The 15,310-nt window shown below is 69.2% G+C and carries 16 protein-coding genes; 7 read left to right on the top strand and 9 right to left on the bottom strand.

Features of this window, described 5'->3' with window-relative positions; translation table 11 throughout:
- The first annotated feature begins 209 nt into the window (after positions 1-209).
- The 4 genes from tkt to AB0383_RS17735 all read left to right on the top strand — a co-directional run bounded on the left by tkt (position 210) and on the right by AB0383_RS17735 (position 5,437).
- On the top strand, positions 210-2,339 hold the full coding sequence (gene tkt / locus AB0383_RS17750; RefSeq protein WP_364171987.1) for a transketolase: 2,130 nt from the start codon (positions 210-212) through the stop codon (positions 2,337-2,339).
- A gap of 37 nt (positions 2,340-2,376) precedes the next feature.
- Positions 2,377-2,964 (top strand): 6-phospho-3-hexuloisomerase, encoded by a 588-nt coding sequence (gene hxlB / locus AB0383_RS17745; RefSeq protein ID WP_220245706.1) that lies wholly within the window; start codon positions 2,377-2,379, stop codon positions 2,962-2,964.
- A gap of 61 nt (positions 2,965-3,025) precedes the next feature.
- Positions 3,026-3,994 carry a class II fructose-bisphosphatase gene (gene glpX, locus AB0383_RS17740; RefSeq protein WP_364171985.1) on the top strand — a complete coding sequence of 323 codons (969 nt, stop codon included), beginning with the start codon at positions 3,026-3,028 and terminating at the stop codon, positions 3,992-3,994.
- Positions 3,995-4,054: 60 nt separating this feature from the next.
- A complete protein-coding gene (locus AB0383_RS17735) occupies positions 4,055-5,437 on the top strand; it encodes an ATP-dependent 6-phosphofructokinase (RefSeq protein WP_366187887.1) in 1,383 nt (460 codons plus the stop codon).
- A gap of 194 nt (positions 5,438-5,631) precedes the next feature.
- Here the strand turns inward: AB0383_RS17735 and AB0383_RS17730 are convergent, their stop codons facing one another.
- From AB0383_RS17730 to AB0383_RS17715, 4 genes are all read right to left on the bottom strand, one after another.
- Positions 5,632-6,342, bottom strand: coding sequence for a flavin reductase family protein (locus tag AB0383_RS17730; RefSeq protein ID WP_366187886.1), 711 nt, complete (start codon positions 6,340-6,342; stop codon positions 5,632-5,634).
- Positions 6,343-7,185 (bottom strand): MBL fold metallo-hydrolase, encoded by an 843-nt coding sequence (locus tag AB0383_RS17725; RefSeq protein WP_366187885.1) that lies wholly within the window; start codon positions 7,183-7,185, stop codon positions 6,343-6,345.
- 171 nt (positions 7,186-7,356) lie between these two features.
- Positions 7,357-7,611: a hypothetical protein gene (locus tag AB0383_RS17720; RefSeq protein ID WP_366187884.1), complete on the bottom strand. Its 255-nt coding sequence runs from the start codon at positions 7,609-7,611 to the stop codon at positions 7,357-7,359.
- Positions 7,612-7,623: 12 nt separating this feature from the next.
- Complete coding sequence (locus AB0383_RS17715) at positions 7,624-7,956, bottom strand: CGNR zinc finger domain-containing protein (protein WP_366187883.1); 333 nt, start codon at positions 7,954-7,956, stop codon at positions 7,624-7,626.
- Positions 7,957-8,073: 117 nt separating this feature from the next.
- Between AB0383_RS17715 and AB0383_RS17710 the strand changes: the two genes are divergently transcribed.
- Complete coding sequence (locus AB0383_RS17710) at positions 8,074-8,280, top strand: hypothetical protein (protein WP_364171972.1); 207 nt, start codon at positions 8,074-8,076, stop codon at positions 8,278-8,280.
- A 204-nt stretch (positions 8,281-8,484) separates the two neighbouring features.
- Here AB0383_RS17710 and AB0383_RS17705 read toward each other — a convergent pair whose 3' ends face one another.
- The 4 genes from AB0383_RS17705 to AB0383_RS17690 all read right to left on the bottom strand — a co-directional run bounded on the left by AB0383_RS17705 (position 8,485) and on the right by AB0383_RS17690 (position 11,310).
- Positions 8,485-9,132, bottom strand: a complete 648-nt coding sequence (locus AB0383_RS17705; protein WP_364171970.1) for a hypothetical protein — start codon at positions 9,130-9,132, stop codon at positions 8,485-8,487.
- Positions 9,129-9,665, bottom strand: coding sequence for a sigma-70 family RNA polymerase sigma factor (locus tag AB0383_RS17700; RefSeq protein WP_364171968.1), 537 nt, complete (start codon positions 9,663-9,665; stop codon positions 9,129-9,131). The genes AB0383_RS17705 and AB0383_RS17700 overlap by 4 nt, the downstream gene beginning before the upstream one ends.
- Before the next feature lie 74 nt (positions 9,666-9,739).
- The gene (tsaA, locus tag AB0383_RS17695) at positions 9,740-10,147 is read right to left on the bottom strand and encodes a tRNA (N6-threonylcarbamoyladenosine(37)-N6)-methyltransferase TrmO (RefSeq protein WP_364171966.1); all 408 of its coding nucleotides are present in this window, start codon (positions 10,145-10,147) and stop codon (positions 9,740-9,742) included.
- Between the two features lie 152 nt (positions 10,148-10,299).
- A complete protein-coding gene (locus AB0383_RS17690; RefSeq protein ID WP_366187882.1) occupies positions 10,300-11,310 on the bottom strand; it encodes a carbon-nitrogen hydrolase family protein in 1,011 nt (336 codons plus the stop codon).
- 153 nt (positions 11,311-11,463) lie between these two features.
- On the opposite strand from AB0383_RS17690, the gene AB0383_RS17685 reads away from it, so the two are divergent.
- Both AB0383_RS17685 and hypF read left to right on the top strand, forming a co-directional pair.
- Positions 11,464-12,393, top strand: coding sequence for a helix-turn-helix domain-containing protein (locus tag AB0383_RS17685; RefSeq protein ID WP_366187881.1), 930 nt, complete (start codon positions 11,464-11,466; stop codon positions 12,391-12,393).
- 4 nt (positions 12,394-12,397) lie between these two features.
- On the top strand, positions 12,398-14,650 hold the full coding sequence (hypF, locus tag AB0383_RS17680; RefSeq protein ID WP_366187880.1) for a carbamoyltransferase HypF: 2,253 nt from the start codon (positions 12,398-12,400) through the stop codon (positions 14,648-14,650).
- Here the strand turns inward: hypF and hypB are convergent.
- Positions 14,580-15,221, bottom strand: a complete 642-nt coding sequence (gene hypB, locus AB0383_RS17675; RefSeq protein WP_366187879.1) for a hydrogenase nickel incorporation protein HypB — start codon at positions 15,219-15,221, stop codon at positions 14,580-14,582. The genes hypF and hypB overlap by 71 nt on opposite strands.
- Positions 15,222-15,310: the final 89 nt, after the last annotated feature.

Here is a 15,310-nt window from a genome sequence, read left to right as displayed (position 1 = left end):
GCGCGACCGTCGCTGTGGCGGGGGGCGCGATCTACAACGCCGCCGACCCGGGTGCCGCGGCGAAGGAACTCAAAAAACGCGCCACCGCCTGACCGAACCCACTCGCTGTGTGCCGGGCACCGGCTCGGCACACAGCGAAAAAGACCCCATATCACATTTTCGAATTTGGCCGGAATGTGCCGAGTGAGAATTATCAGGAGTGCGCGTCCATGGCAGCAAACGGATCGATCTCCCGTTCCCGCGCGATTGAATCAGCCGAAGAGCTTGTTCGCTTGACCACGAAGCGACTCCCCGAAGACTGGACCGAGCTGGACCGGCGTGCGGTGGACACTGCCCGCGTGCTGGCGGCGGACGCGGTCGAGCACTGCGGGAGCGGGCACCCCGGCACGGCCATGAGCCTCGCGCCCGTCGCCTACGCGCTGTTCCAGCGGGTCATGCGGCACGATCCCGCCGACGCGCAGTGGCTCGGCCGGGATCGGTTCGTACTGTCGGCCGGGCATTCGAGCCTCACCCTGTACGTCCAGCTGTTCCTCTCCGGCTACGGCCTGGAGCTCGACGACCTGAAAGCCCTGCGCAAGTGGGGTTCGCTGACCCCGGGCCACCCCGAGTACGGGCACACCAAGGGCGTGGAGACCACCACCGGCCCGCTGGGCCAGGGCCTGGCCACCGCGGTCGGGATGGCGATGGCCGCCCGCCGCGAGCGTGGCCTGTTCGACCCGGACGCCGAGCCGGGCAAGAGCCCGTTCGACCACCAGGTCTACGTGGTCGCCTCGGACGGCGACATCGAGGAGGGCGTCACCTCCGAGGCTTCGTCGCTGGCCGGCACGCAGCAGCTCGGCAACCTCACGGTGATCTACGACAGCAACGAGATCTCCATCGAGGACGACACCCGCATCGCGTTGTCCGAGGACACCGCGAAGCGCTACGAAGCGTATGGCTGGCACGTCGTTACGGTCTACGGCGGTGAGGACGTGACCGGGATCCTGGCGGCGATCGAGCAGGCGAAGGCAGAGACCACCCGCCCGACCCTGATCGTGCTGCGCACCGTGATCGGGTACCCGGCCCCGACCAAGATGAACACCGGCAAGGCGCACGGTGCCGCGCTGGGCGCAGACGAGCTCGCCGCGGTCAAGCGCGCCGTGGGCCTGGACCCGAAGCAGAGTTTCCAGGTCGACGACGACGTGCTGCGCCACACCCGTGAGGTGGCCGAGCGCGGGCGGGCCGACCACGAGAAGTGGCAGCTGGAGTTCGACGCCTGGGCGAAGAGCAACCCGCAGCAAAAGGCGCTGCTCGACCGCATCAGCAGGCGCGCGCTGCCGGCCAGGTGGGCCGACGATCTGCCGACCTGGCAGCCCGACGCCAAGGGCGTCGCCACTCGCAAGGCGTCGGCCGCGGTACTGGCCAAGCTCGGCGCCGTGCTGCCGGAACTCTGGGGCGGATCGGCGGACCTGGCCGAGAGCAACAACACCACGATCAAGGGCGCGGACTCCTTCGGCCCGGTCGAGATCTCCACCAACGCCTGGCAGGCCAATCCCTACGGTCGCACGCTGCACTTCGGTATCCGCGAGCACGCGATGGGTTCGATCCTCAACGGCATCGCGCTGCACGGCGGAACCCGCCCGTACGGCGGTACCTTCCTCATCTTCAGTGACTACATGCGCCCGGCTGTGCGCCTGGCCGCGCTGATGCGGCTGCCCGTCATCTACGTGTGGACGCACGACTCGATCGGCCTCGGTGAGGACGGCCCGACGCACCAGCCCGTCGAGCAGCTGGCGTCCCTGCGCGCCATCCCCGGGATGTCGGTGGTCCGCCCGGCCGACGCGAACGAGACCGCGTACGCCTGGAAGGCCGTGCTGGAGGACACCGCCGGTCCGGCCGGGCTGGCGCTGAGCCGCCAGGACCTGCCGACGCTGGAGGGCACCTCCGCCGAGGGGGTGGCCCGTGGCGGTTACGTCCTCGCCGAGGCGTCCACGGGGCGGCCCGAGGTGCTGCTCGTGGGTACTGGTTCCGAGGTCCAGCTGGCCGTGGCGGCCAGGGAGGTGCTCGAGGCCGAAGGGGTGCCCACCCGGGTCGTGTCGGTGCCGTGCGTGGAGTGGTTCGACCGGCAGGACCGGTCCTACCGGGACAAGGTGCTGCCCCCGTCGGTGCGTGCGCGGGTGATCGTCGAAGCCGGTATCGCGCAGCCGTGGCACCGGTTCGCCGGCGACGCGGGAGAAATCGTGTCACTGGAGCATTTCGGCGCTTCGGCCGACTTCAAGACCCTGTTCAGCCAGTTCGGCATCACCACCGAGGCCGTGGTCGAAGCGGCCCGGCGGAGCGTGCGCGCCGCGCGGCCGTGAATTCGTTGTCCTACTTGAGTTGTGGAGGAAGATCTCGGTGACGCACTCGATTTCGAAGAAGCTCGACACCGGCCTGTTCGTGGACGCAACGCGAGCTGTCATCGGCGAAGTCGACCGGGTGAGCGCGGGAGTGCAATCCCCGTCCTGGATCCGGGCCGGCGCGTTGTTGCTCAAGGCTCCGGCCGTGTTCACGATCGGCACCGGCCGCAGCGGGCTGGCTCTGCAGATGGCCGCGATGCGGTTCATGCACCTCGGACTCCCCACCCACGTCGTCGGTGAGGTGACCGCGCCGGCGATCGGCGCGCGCGACGTCCTCGTGGCGGCGTCGGGCTCGGGGACCACGGCGCGCGTGGTGCGGGCCGCTCAGACCGCCCGTGACCAGGGCGCGGACGTGATCGCGCTGACCACGGCGGCGGAGTCACCACTGGCCAAGACCGCGACCGAGGTGCTCATCATCCCGGCCGCGGACAAGCAGGACTTCGACGGCGCCGCCTCCGTGCAGTACGCCGGCAGCCTGTTCGAGCAGTCGGTGCTACTGACCACCGACGCGCTGTTCCACGCATTGTGGAAGACCAGCGGGAGCCAGGCCCGCGAACTTTGGCGGCTGCACGCGAATCTCGAGTGACCGCAACGCAAGTGCCGCGATCTCACTGTCCTGATGCTACAGACGAGAAGAGGAGTTCGAGATGCAGTATCAGACTGAGGTCGAAGCGCGGGCTTGCGTTGACATCCACACTTTGGAGGCGGTGGCGCTGGCCGCCACCTGCCACGCCGCGGTGGCCAGCTACGCCTGGGTGGGCCGGCACGACCAGAAAGGCGCCGACGCGGCCGCGACCGCGGCCATGCGGGCGGCTCTGGCCGACGCACCCGGGCGCGGGACCGTCGTCATCGGGGAGGGCGAGAAGGACGACGCGCCCATGTTGTTCAACGGTGAGGTCGTGGGCAACGGCCACGGCCCGGACTTCGACATCGCCGTCGATCCCCTTGAGGGAACGTCGTTCTGCGCGAAGGACCTGCCCGGTGCGCTGGCCACGATCGCGTTCGGCGAGTCGGGAACGTTGTGGTCACCCGGGCCCGGGTTCTACATGGACAAGATCGTGGTGCCCGCCGCGGCGAAGGACGTCATCGATCTCGACGATCCCACCGAGGAGACCTTGGCCAACGTCGCCAAGGCGCTTGGCAAGCAGGTCAGCGAGCTGCGCGTGGTCATCATGGACAAGCCGCGGCACAAGGACCTGATCGCCCGGGTGGTGCGGGCCGGCGCGGCCGTGCAGACCCCGGCGGGAGGCGACGTCGGGGGCAGCCTCGCGGTGCTCCTGCCGACGCTCGACGTCGACCTGCTCATCGGAGTCGGCGGCACGCCCGAGGGAGTGCTGACCGCCGCGGCGGTCAGCGCGCTGGGCGGCGGGATGCTGGGCCGCCTGGCCCCGCAACGTGACGACGAAGCGGACGCCATCCGCGCCGCGGGCATGTCCCTCGACCGCGTTTACGAGTGTGGCGAGCTCGTGACCGGCGACGCGTTTTTCGTCGCCACCGGCGTCAACGGCGGGCCACTGGTCGGGCGGCCACGCAGCGGTGCCGGGGCGACCATCACCGAATCGCTCCTGATTTCCCGGGGCCAGGTTCGCCACGTAACACACACCACCTTCGACTGACTTCCCGGCTGGTTCGCGCTCAACGCGAACCCCGTTGACCATCGAGATCAAGGAGACACGGTGACGTTGCACCTGGACGACCTCGGCGTTCGCCGCCTCGGCGAGTGCCGTTACGACTCGCCGTTCTCCGAGATGCTCTCCACCAAGCAGACCTCTCCGCACTACGTCGCGGAGGGCGACCGGGTCCTGCTCGAGGACACCGTTTCCATGCTCGCCGAGCACAGCCTCCCGCCCGGCCAGGTGCCGAGTTTCGAAGCCGCCGGTCCTCGGCGGAAGATCTATTTCGACCCCGCGCGCGTGACCGCCGGCATCGTCACCTGCGGAGGGTTGTGCCCCGGGCTCAACAACGTCATCCGTGGTCTCGTGCAAGAACTCGCGGTGCACTACAAGGTCAAGCGGATTCTGGGTTTCCGCAACGGTCTCCAGGGCCTGACGGAACAGCACCGCTACGACACCGTCGAACTGACGCCGGATCGCGTTCGCGACATCCACAACGCGGGCGGCACCATCCTGGGCAGCTCGCGCGGCGGCCAGGACGCCGACGAAATGGTCGACAGCCTCGTCCTGCGCGGCGTCGACATCATGTTCGTCATCGGCGGCGACGGGGGGATGCGCGCGGCGACGTTCCTCAGCAAGGCGATCCGGGCGCGTGGTCTCGACATCGCGGTCATCGGTGTGCCGAAGACGATCGACAACGACCTGCCCTTCACCGACCAGTCCTTCGGGTTTCAAAGCGCGTTCGCGCGGGCCACCGACTTCATCACCGCGGTCTCCGTCGAAGCCGCGGCCAGCCCGAACGGCGTCGGGATCGTGAAGCTGATGGGCCGGCACTCGGGTTTCATCGCCAGCTACGCCGCGTTGTCCGCCAACGCCGCCGACATCGTCCTGATCCCCGAGATCCCGTTCGCTCTCGGGGGAGCCGACGGCCTGCTGGCCCACGTGGAGCAGCGCGTGAGAGCCAAGGGTTTCGTCGTCATCGTCCTCGCCGAGGGAGCGGGCCAGGACCTCCTCGAAGAACACGGCCTGCCGCAGCTCAACGGCCGCGGCACCGACGCCTCGGGCAACGTCAAACTCGGCAACATCGGGGAGCTGCTCAAAGAGCGCATCACAGCACACCTCGTTTCCGTCGGTCTGCCCCCCACGATGCGCTACATCGACCCGAGTTACGCGGTCCGCAGCATCGCCGCCAACGCCTATGACGCCGTCTACTGCCTGCGGCTGGCCCACGCCGCGGTGCACGCCGCCATGGCGGGCCACACCGAAGCCGCCGTCGCCCGCTGGCGGCGCCGCTTCGTCCACGTCCCGCTGTCCCTCATGACCAGCCGCCGCAACCAGGTCGACCCCGACGGCGACCTGTGGATGTCGGTTCTCGAGACCACCTGCCAACCGGCCGAGTTCGGCTCGGTACCGGACCGGGTCCGGGTGCGCTCGGGGTTCTGCTGACACTTCGGAGCAGGTCGCAGCTCGACCACTTCCTGCCGCCCGATCAGCGCGGTGTGAACCACGGCTTGCACGTGTTCCCCGAGCTCGTCGGCGCGAGCTCGACGCCGCCGAGGCGTGTGGCCTGACGCGCCAAGGCATGCGCCAGCGATACCAACGGCTTGGTGGTACTCGCCGGTGGAACGAGCGCTGAAACCTCACCCCTGCACGGAGCCCGACGCCGACCACGTCGGGGAGTCCACCGCGGAGTATTCCTCGCCCTGGCCGTCGAGGCGGCGCATGCGGCGGGAGGCGCGCTCGGTGAGGACGGCGGGGTCCAGAGGGGGCACGAAGGCGTTGTCCACCACGGTGTATTCGGCGGCGAGGCGGGCGATGGGGGCGATGGCGCCGAAGTCGATGCGGCCGTTGACGTAGAGGTCATCGCGGACGTAGAAGTTCACGACTTCGCCCCAGACGATGTGGTGGAGGCCGTCGGGGGCGGAGAAGATCTGGTCCACTTTGCACTCGAGGGCGACGGGCGCGTCCTTGATGCGCGGGGGTTTCACGAGGGCCGAGGCGACCTTTTCGACGCCGACCGCATCGAACTCGTCGACGTCGGGTTCGAACTCGGTGGCGCTGCGGTGCAGGGCGAAGACCTGGGGCAGTGTAGCCATGTTGGTGACGAACTCGCCGGTGTCGCGGATGTTGACAAAGCTGTCCTTGAGCGTCGCGCCGTCGGATTTCGGTTGGATGGACAGGGAAACCTTGGGCGGTTTGCGGCCGACGCAGGTGAAGAACGACACGGGCGCGAGGTTGCCGACGCCGGACGTCGACTCCGTGCTGATCCACGCGATGGGGCGCGGGATGATGCTGCCGATGAGGAGCTTGTACGCGGACTTCGCGTCCAGGCCCGCGGATTCGATGTTCATTCAGTCCCCCAGCAGTGCGACGGCGCCGTACCAGACGGGGCCCGGGTTGAGGCGCTCTGGGTGCAGGCGCAGGATTTCGTCGTAGAACTCGCGGGCGGTCGGTTTGGTGTCGAGCAGGCGGATGACGTCGAGCAGGTAGGTACGCGTCTGGTCGATGGTGAGCGGGTCGTCGGGCAGGGCCTGGTTCTTGTGGCCGGCGACGACGGCGCGCGGCTCGAGTTCGGCGATCCGGTCGAGCGCGTGGAGCCATTCCTGCAGGCCGCCGTTGCCGCCTTCGAGGATGTACTGGTGGATTCCGTTGTAGACGGTGTCGCCGGCGACGACGAGGCCGAGGTCCGGCACGTGGAGCACGGAGGTGGCGTCGGTGTCGGTGTGGCCGACGTCGACCGCGCGCAGGACGTGGCCCTCCAACAGGAAACCGGCTTCGGGGACCGGTTGCGCCAGCACGGGTGACGGCGGGATGCGCCCGGGGAAGTCGAGGTCCCACATCTGAGCGCGGCCGTCGGTGGCCTGCTTGTGCATCACGTCGATGGTGCCGGGGGTCGCGTAGACCTGGGCGCCGGGGAAGTGTTCGAGCAGCTCGGCGGTGCCGAACCAGTGGTCGCCGTGGCCGTGGGTGGCGAAAATGTGGCGCAGGCGTTTGCCGCTGCGGACGACCCAGTCGGCGACCTCGCGGATCTGGAAGTCGAGGAACGGCGGGTCCACGAGCACGGCGTCCTCGGCCCCGGTGATGAGCGTGGTGGAGACCGGCGAGGAGATGATCGGCTCGCCCGTCGGAAGCGTCTGGCCGCGCTCACGTCTGGCGCCGGCGGTGACCAGGACGTCGTAGCACAGGGTGGTCATGAGGTTCGCCTCTCGACATAACTGTAACTGTGTTAGCTCTGTCTTTTCACAGTATGCGTCGAGGTGAGCACGTTGCCGTGGTGGAGTGATGCAGGTCTCGCGCCAGACGAAGAAATAGTCGAACGAGCTACACGTCTGTCCCTAACGAAGGACGGAGTCCACAAAGGACCATCAGTGCCGCGTGACCTCTGCCAGCTCGAACTCCATCAGGCCGAGGGAGGCGAACGGCAGCTGCGCCAGCTTGGCTTCCGCGTCTTCGCGTGAAGCGGCTTCGACGACGTTCACCACGCCCGGGCCGGGCCGCAGGAAGAAAACTTCCTGGATGAAGCCCTCGGCGCGCAGGCGGTCGAATTCGCGGACCTCTTCGGGCACGTGGGCGGCGGTTTCTTCGGGGCGAAGAATCCGACCCGTCGCGAGGAAGTACATGGTTTCTCCTGGTCAGCGGCCGGATTTGCGGGCGCGGTGGGTCGCGACGTTGGCGCGGTTGCCGCAGATCTCGTAGGAGTGCCAGCGGCGCGTGCGGCTGCGGGTGGTGTCGTAGAAGACGCTGGCGCACTCGTGGTTGGCGCAGATCCGAAGCCGTGACCAAGTGCCGTTCGCCACGAGCTCGGCGACGTGCAGCGTGATGCCGCCGACGACCGCGTCGCCGGTGATCTGGTGGGGGACGACCTGGCCGGGGGTCGAGAAGTCCTGGGTGAAGGCGACGCCGGACGTGCGTTCGGTGAACGTCGCCCAGGCCTCGGCCGGGTCTTCAGTGCTCAGGAGCGTCATCAAGTTGCCCCGCAGGCCACGGACCAGGTCCAGGCGCTGAGGCGGGATGGCGCCGGCCTCCTGGCCGAAGGGGGCCAGGAGGGTGTGGGCGAGGGCCGGGTCGTCGAGTTTGTCGGCGTGGATGGCGTAAGCACGGGAGTTGAGCAGGCCCGCTCCACCCCGCGCGAGGAGATCGAGCGGGTCTACGGCGAGCTCGCCGGCCTCGTGGCCAACGGGGAGCTGGCAGCGGCGGTTGAGGCAACCTACGCCCTCGGCGACTACCAGGCCGCGTTCGACCACGCTCGCAAGCCCGGCCGCGCGGGCAAGGTGCTGTTCACCTTCTGAGAATGGCGCTTCGGATGTCGGGACCTCCTTGACATTCGGTAAGACGACCGGTCATATTCGACAGCGGGTGCGGGTGTTGCCGTCCTCCAGCGGCAGTGCCCGCACCCACTGTCCGCACCATCTCTGCCGAGCACGGGCTACCACCGGCGCTCGGGACTGCCGAACCGGGCGCCGGTTTTCGGTTGTGCCACAACGAACTTCCGCTCACACCCCCGTTCGGACGAACTCGTGGCCGGCCATGTCTTCCAGGGTCACCGCGGCGACTTCCGACGCGGGCATGCTGGCGGAGCCGTACAGCTCAGCCTCGTCATCGGTGGCCGAAGTCGAGAACTGCCAGCCGCCGGTGAGTTGGCGGGTGCCGTCCTTGCCGAGGACGACCAGGCGGCACTGGGTGCCGTCCGGGAGGCCGCGGACGTGGGCTTCCACGCGGACCCAGCCGCGGGCCGGGGTGACGGCGGCGGAGAGGTGGGTGGGGCCGGCGGAGCCGGTGAGCAGCACGGGGTCGGGCCTCGGCGCGACTGCCAGGTCCGGGTCAGGGGCGGCGGCCGGGAGCAGGGGCGGCGCGGTGCCGGTGTGGCCGAGCAGCGCGCCGAGGCCGAGCGCGGCGGCCACCACGGCCACGGCAGCCGTGGCGGCCAGCGTTCTGCCGCGCCGGCGCGCACCCGACGCTTCGGAGCGCACCTGCCGCAACGTGCGTTGCAGCAGCAGGTCCGCGTCGTCGGGTGGGCCGTCGAGGAGCAGTTCGGGCGGGATCGCCTCGAGGAACTCCTGCATCTCGCGCACTGAATCCACCTCCTTCCGGCAGTGCTCGCAGGTCATCGCGTGGGTGTGGTCGAGGGCGTCGTGGTTCACGCGGCACCCACCGGTTGCCGGCCGCCGAACGATTCGCGCAGCAGGCGCAGGGCGCGGTGCGAGCGGGACTTCACGGTGCCTGCCGGAATGCCCAGCTGTGCTGCGGCTTCCGGCACTGTGTGGCCGTGCAGGTACACCTGCTCCAGCACCTCGCGGTGTTCGGGCGACAGGCCGTCGAGCGCTTCCCGCACCACGATCGAGTCGACCACCGCCGAGGAGTGGTCACGTGCGACCGGCACGGTCGTCGGCGATTCGGCGACCTCCGTGGGCCGGGCGGCGCGCGCCCGGACCTTGTCGACGACGAGGTTGCGTACGACCGTGAGCAGCCACGCCCGTACGGAACCCTTGCCGTTGACCAGGCTGTCCGGGTTGCGCCACGCACGGATCAGCGCCTCCTGCACCACGTCCTCCGCCGCCGCGCGATCCCCGAGCAGCCGCGTGGCGTAGGCGAGCATCGCCTTGCCGTGCTCGGCGAACAACGTCCGCACGAGTGCCTCGTCGGCCACCTGCCGGCGGGCTCGCATCCCGGTCATCCGTCACCACCTTCTCGTCCGATGCTCTGAAAACGGACGCCGACCTGGGGGCGGTTCACCGATCGCGAAGATTTCTACCCGTCGTCCGGAGATCGCACCGGCTTCACGTCGACCACGGGGGTGCCGTCGATCGCTTCGAGCTGCGAAACGAGCACGCGCAACCCGTCGACCTCGACGATCTCCGCGCGGTGCAGCCCGATCGGATTCGGCCGCGCGGGCGAGCGTGTGCTGAACACCCCGGCCATCGCCCGTGAGGGGTCGCTGCGCGGGCGCACGGACAGCACCGAGCGGTCGGCCAGGTGCAGCCAGGTGAACACGAGCACCTGCTGACCGGCCTTCAAATCACGCAGGCCTTCGGCAAACGACGGCAAGAACACAAGCCACGCCGAGGGCGCGCCCTCATCAGGTTGTTTCGGCGCCCCGTCAAGATCCTTCACCGAGGATTCGACGTGGGCGATGGGCTGGAGCTCGAAGTGGGTCATGCCTGCAGAAGCTAGCGCCGCCATCCGACAACAACCGGCCACGAAGCCGAAATGGACCAAGGTTGTCCACAACGCCCGGATGGCTGTGGACAACCTTGGGGACCCAGCGGTGACGGGGGATGAGCGCGCCAACGCCGGGGGGGCGAAACGGGTCAGACAGCCGCCGGCTCGGCGGGGATTTCCTCGATCTGCTCAGGCGCCGGCCGCGTTTCCTCCACCGGACGACGCGGGGTGCGGTTCAGCAGCAGCCGCGTCACATCGGGCCGCGAGTAGTGCCCGACCGGGTCCGCCGCCGCCTTCGCGAGCGGGATCGCCGAAAGATCGATGTCCGCGTACAGGATTCCTTCCTCGTCCTCCGCCAGCGGCTCGGCGAGCGGGCTGCCGTCCGGGCCGAAGATGCGCGCGAACCCGCCGCCGCGTTGCAGCAGCTGCTCCTTCATCGGGGTGTCGCAGAACAGCTCCATCCCGGCGTCACCCACGAGCGCGCACGGAGCGATCACGAAACACTGCCCCTCCACCGCGTACATGCGCGAAGCCGACGTGTTCACCTCCGCCCCGAGCGCGTACGCCGCTCCCTTGTAGACGGAGAAGCTCGGCCACGAAGCCACGTGCACCTGCTCGTCCATGCCGTACATCGCGTACTTCGTGAGCGGCTGCAGATGCTCCCAGCAGCACAGCGCGCCGACGCGGCCGATGCCGGCGACGTCGTGCACCACCAGGTCGGAGCCGTCGCCCTCGCCGTACACCGTGCGCTCCACGAACGTCGGCTTCAGCTTGCGGCGGGCGCCGACCAGCTCGCCGTCGGCGGAGATCGTCGCCTGCGCCATGTACAGGCTGCCGCCTGACTGCTCGGAAAAGCCCAGCACCACGTTGATGCCGTGCTGCTTCGCGCCGTCGAGCAGCCGCTTGAAGCGCGGGCTGTCGAGGCTGATCGAGTTCTCGTGATAGCGGCCCACGAATTGCATGCCCCACGCAGGCGAATCCAGCCACAGCCACCACGGGTACCCCGGGACGAACGTCTCCGGGAAGGTGATCAAACCGGCGCCGTTGCGCGAGGCCTCGGCCATGAGATCGATCGACTTGTCGATGGTCGCGTCGGCGTCCAGCCACACCGGCTCCGCCTGCACGGCCGCTGCCTTGAAAGAGCCCGAGTAGGTGATCACGCGCTGTCCTTCCCTTCGCCTGCCTGTTCGGCCGAAGGTAGGAGCACCCGAACCCCGTGGCTTGCCTCACAGTGCACCGGGGGTTGACGGAGAGCGCACGGCTGGTGTGTCGCGCTCGGATCAGCGCATACTTGCTGCTCAGGTGGTGGTGCGATGAGCATGGTGCTGACAACCGACACGCAACCGGAGGCCGAGCGCGTGGCCTTCTGGCACGAGGTCGTGTGCCGTTCGTTCGTGCCGCTCAACGTCGCCACCCCCGACGCCGAAGCGTTCTCTGGCTCCGTCGCCAACGACCGCCTCGGCCGCCTCCAGCTCTCCACCGTGCACGCCGCCGCGCAGCGCGTCCGCCGGACTCCGCGGCTCGTGGCCGAGGCCGGCGACGAGTTCGTGCTCCTCGGTTTGCAGCGGCTCGGCCCCGGCGTGGTCACGCAGGACGGCCGCCGCGCCGTGATCCGCCCCGGCGACCTGGTCTTCTACGACGCCGCGCGCCCGTACGAGCTGTGGTTTCCCGGCGAGTTCGAGATGAAGGTCTTCATGGTGCCGCGCCGGTTCCTCGGCGTCGGCGACGCGGACCTGCGTCGCGTCACGGCCACCACGCTCCGCCCCGACGCCGGCGTGCCCGCGCTCGCCTCGCCGTTCCTGGCGCGGCTCACCGCGGCCGAAGGCGCGGCGGGCGAACGGCTGGCCGCGTCGGCGTTGAACCTGCTCGAATCGCTGGTCCTCGACGGCGCCGAGACGCCCGAGCCGACGCTGCTGCTGCGGATCCGCACCTTCATCGCCGACCACCTCGGCGAGCCCGACCTGTCGCCGGCGACGATCGCCGCAGCGCACCGGATTTCCGTGCGCTACCTGCACAAGCTCTTCTCGGCCGACGGCGTGTCCGTCGTGCGCTGGATCCAGCAACAGCGGCTGGCGGAATCGCGCCGCGACCTGGGCCGCACCAGTGCGACGGTCGCCGCCGTCGCCCATCGTTGGGGCTTCTCGGACGCGGCGCACTTCAGCCGCTCGTTCAAGGCGGCCTACGGGGTTTCACCACGGGAGTGGCGCATCGCTTCCGCTCCCGGCCGGGGCGGCGCAGACTGAGCCGATGGCGCTCGGGCGCTGCGCGGTGCGGGTCGACGGAGTGGTGCAGGGCGTGGGGTTCCGGCCCTTCGTCCACGGGCTCGCGCGGCGGTTCGGGCTCGCGGGCTTCGTCGGCAACGACAGCCGCGGGGTGTTCGTCGAGGTTGAAGGCACTTCGGAGGCGCTGAACGCCTTCGTGACGGCGCTGCGGGCCGAGGCGCCGCCGTTGGCTGTGATCGACGACGTGCGGGTGACGTCAGTGCCGGCCACGGGAGCAATCGGGTTCGAGATCGTCGCCAGCCCGGCCGGCGGCGAGGCGGCGACGTTGGTGTCCGCGGACAGCGCGACCTGCGTGGACTGCCTGGCCGAGCTGCGGGATCCGGGGGACCGGCGGTACCGGTACCCGTTCGTCAACTGCACTAACTGCGGGCCGCGGTTCACGATTGTGCGCGGGGTGCCGTACGACCGGCCGTTGACGACGATGGCCGGGTTCGCGTTGTGCGCGGAATGCAAGCTGGAGTACGAAGATCCGGGTGATCGGCGGTTCCACGCGCAGCCGGTGTGCTGCCCGGCTTGCGGGCCACGGCTGGTGTTCTCAGGTGGCGGGGAGCCGATCGAGTCCACTGTGGACTCATTGGCAGCGGGCGCCGTGGTCGCGGTGAAGGGACTCGGCGGTTATCACCTCGCCGTTGACGCGGCGAACGAGACGGCCGTGGCCGCGCTGCGCGGCAGGAAACACCGCGAGGACAAGCCGTTCGCCGTGATGGTCCCCGATCTCACGGCCGCGCGGGAGATCGCGGAAGTCGACGAGATCGCCGCGGCAGCGCTGACCGGGCACCGGCGGCCGATCGTGCTGCTCCCACGCGTCGCCAACGGACCGCTCGCGCCCTCGGTGGCGCCCGGCAACCGACGCGTCGGGGTCATGCTGCCGTACACGCCGCTGCACCACCTGCTGCTCGGTGATCTCGGCCGGCCGATCGTGCTGACCAGCGCGAACGTGTCCGACGAACCCATCGTCTACCGCGACGAAGACGCCTTCGCGAGGCTGTCCGGGATCGCTGACGCCTTCCTCACGCACGACCGGGCCATACACACCCGGACCGACGACTCCGTGGTGCGGGTGTGGCGCGACCGGGTGCATCTGCAGCGCCGTTCGCGTGGTTACGTGCCGGAGCCCGTGACGCTGCGCTCAAGGCTCACCGAGCACATCCTGGGCTGCGGCGCCGAACTGAAGAACACGTTCTGCCTGGCCAAGGACACCCACGCGTTCCTCTCCCACCACATCGGTGACCTCGACAACTACGAGACGTTCAAGGCCTACGAGACCGGCATCGCGCACTTCCGCGAGCTGTTCGACCTCACGCCGACAGTCGTCGCCCACGACCTGCACCCCGAGTACCTGTCGACGAAATACGCCCTGGACCTGGAAGACGTCGAGCTCGTCGGCGTGCAGCACCACCACGCCCACATCGCCTCCTGCCTGGCCGACAACGGCGAAGCCGGCCCCGTCCTCGGCGTCGCGTTCGACGGCACCGGCTACGGCACCGACGGCACGCTCTGGGGCGGCGAGTTCCTGAAAGCCGACCTTGCCGGGTTCGACCGCCTGGCGCACCTCGCGCCCATCCGGCTGCCCGGCGGCACCACGGCCATCCGCCAGCCCTGGCGCATGGCCGCCGCCTACCTCGACGCCGCAGACGCCCAGTCGACGGCGCTCCGAGCCCGCCACGAAGACCAGTGGGAAGACGTCCTCCGCCTCGCCCGCACCGGCCTGGCTTCCCCGCTGACGTCCAGCGCCGGCCGGCTGTTCGACGCCGTCGCCGCCGTGCTCGGCGTCCGCGACGAGATCAACTACGAGGGCCAGGCCGCCGTGGAACTGGAACAACTCGCCGATCCTTCAGAAGGCAGTGCTTACCACTGCGAGCAGACCCCGACGGAACTGTCCGGTGTGGACTTGCTCCGAGCCGTCGTCGAGGACCTCGACCACGGCACCCCACGCGCGGTCGTCGCCGCGCGCTTCCACAACGGCGTCGCCGAAGCCATCACCGAAACCTGCACCCGCCTGCGCGACACGACCCGCCTCCAGACAGTCGCCCTGTCCGGTGGCGTCTTCCAGAACCTTCTGCTCCTGGAAAGAACCGTAGCGTCCTTGGAAGACAACGGTTTCCGCGTCCTCACCCATTCCCGCGTGCCGACCAACGACGGCGGCATCAGCCTCGGCCAGGTCGCTGTCGCAGCCAGCCGTACCACTCGTCCAGGCCGTCACCCCGGGTCGCGCTGATCTCCACCACGCGCGCGTCCGGGTTGACGTGCTGCAGGTCGTGCAGGAATTCCGGCACCGAGAACGACACATACGGCAGCAGGTCGATCTTGTTGAGCAGCACCAGATCCGTCGACGCGAACATGTGCGGGTACTTCAGCGGTTTCCCCGGCCCCTCCGTCACGGACATGATCACCACGCGCGCCGCCTCGCCGAGGTCGAACAACGCGGGGCACACGAGGTTCCCGACGTTCTCCACGAACACCACCGAACCCCGCGCCGGCGCCAACGTGTCGAGCGCGCGCGAGAGCATCGTCGCGTCGAGGTGACAGCCCGCGCCGGTGTTGATCTGCACGACCGGCGCGCCCGAAGCCTTGATCCGGTCGGCGTCCAGCAGGGTCTCCTGGTCACCTTCCACCACCGCGAGCGGCACTGAAGCACCCAAAGCGCGCACGGTCTGTTCCAGCAACGTCGTCTTCCCGGCCCCCGGTGAGCTCATCAGGTTGACCGCGAAGACACCCAGCTCAGCGAGCCGCGACCGGTTGTGCCCGGCCAGATGATCGTTCTTGGCCAGCACGTCCTGCTCCAGCACCACAGTGTGAGAACCCTCCGCGTGCGAATGGTCCGCCGCGTGCGAATGAGCATCAGCGTGCGAATGAACCGAAGCCGAGTCCGAACAAC

Source organism: Amycolatopsis sp. NPDC051373, from assembly GCF_040689465.1.
GTDB lineage: Bacteria > Actinomycetota > Actinomycetes > Mycobacteriales > Pseudonocardiaceae > Amycolatopsis.
The sequence above is the reverse complement of the archived record's forward strand: the minus strand, read 5'-3'. Positions and strand labels throughout refer to the sequence as shown.

Bases quoted from the DNA above. Each gene is read 5' to 3' on its own strand.
- tkt (WP_364171987.1), top strand. From the start codon at position 210: ATGGCAGCAAACGGATCGATCTCCCGTTCCCGCGCGATTGAATCAGCC.
- glpX (WP_364171985.1), top strand. From the start codon at position 3,026: ATGCAGTATCAGACTGAGGTCGAAGCGCGGGCTTGCGTTGACATCCAC.
- AB0383_RS17730 (WP_366187886.1), bottom strand. From the start codon at position 6,342: ATGAACATCGAATCCGCGGGCCTGGACGCGAAGTCCGCGTACAAGCTC.
- AB0383_RS17725 (WP_366187885.1), bottom strand. From the start codon at position 7,185: ATGACCACCCTGTGCTACGACGTCCTGGTCACCGCCGGCGCCAGACGT.
- AB0383_RS17720 (WP_366187884.1), bottom strand. From the start codon at position 7,611: ATGTACTTCCTCGCGACGGGTCGGATTCTTCGCCCCGAAGAAACCGCC.
- AB0383_RS17715 (WP_366187883.1), bottom strand. From the start codon at position 7,956: ATGACGCTCCTGAGCACTGAAGACCCGGCCGAGGCCTGGGCGACGTTC.
- AB0383_RS17700 (WP_364171968.1), bottom strand. From the start codon at position 9,665: ATGACCGGGATGCGAGCCCGCCGGCAGGTGGCCGACGAGGCACTCGTG.
- tsaA (WP_364171966.1), bottom strand. From the start codon at position 10,147: ATGACCCACTTCGAGCTCCAGCCCATCGCCCACGTCGAATCCTCGGTG.
- AB0383_RS17685 (WP_366187881.1), top strand. From the start codon at position 11,464: ATGAGCATGGTGCTGACAACCGACACGCAACCGGAGGCCGAGCGCGTG.
- hypF (WP_366187880.1), top strand. From the start codon at position 12,398: ATGGCGCTCGGGCGCTGCGCGGTGCGGGTCGACGGAGTGGTGCAGGGC.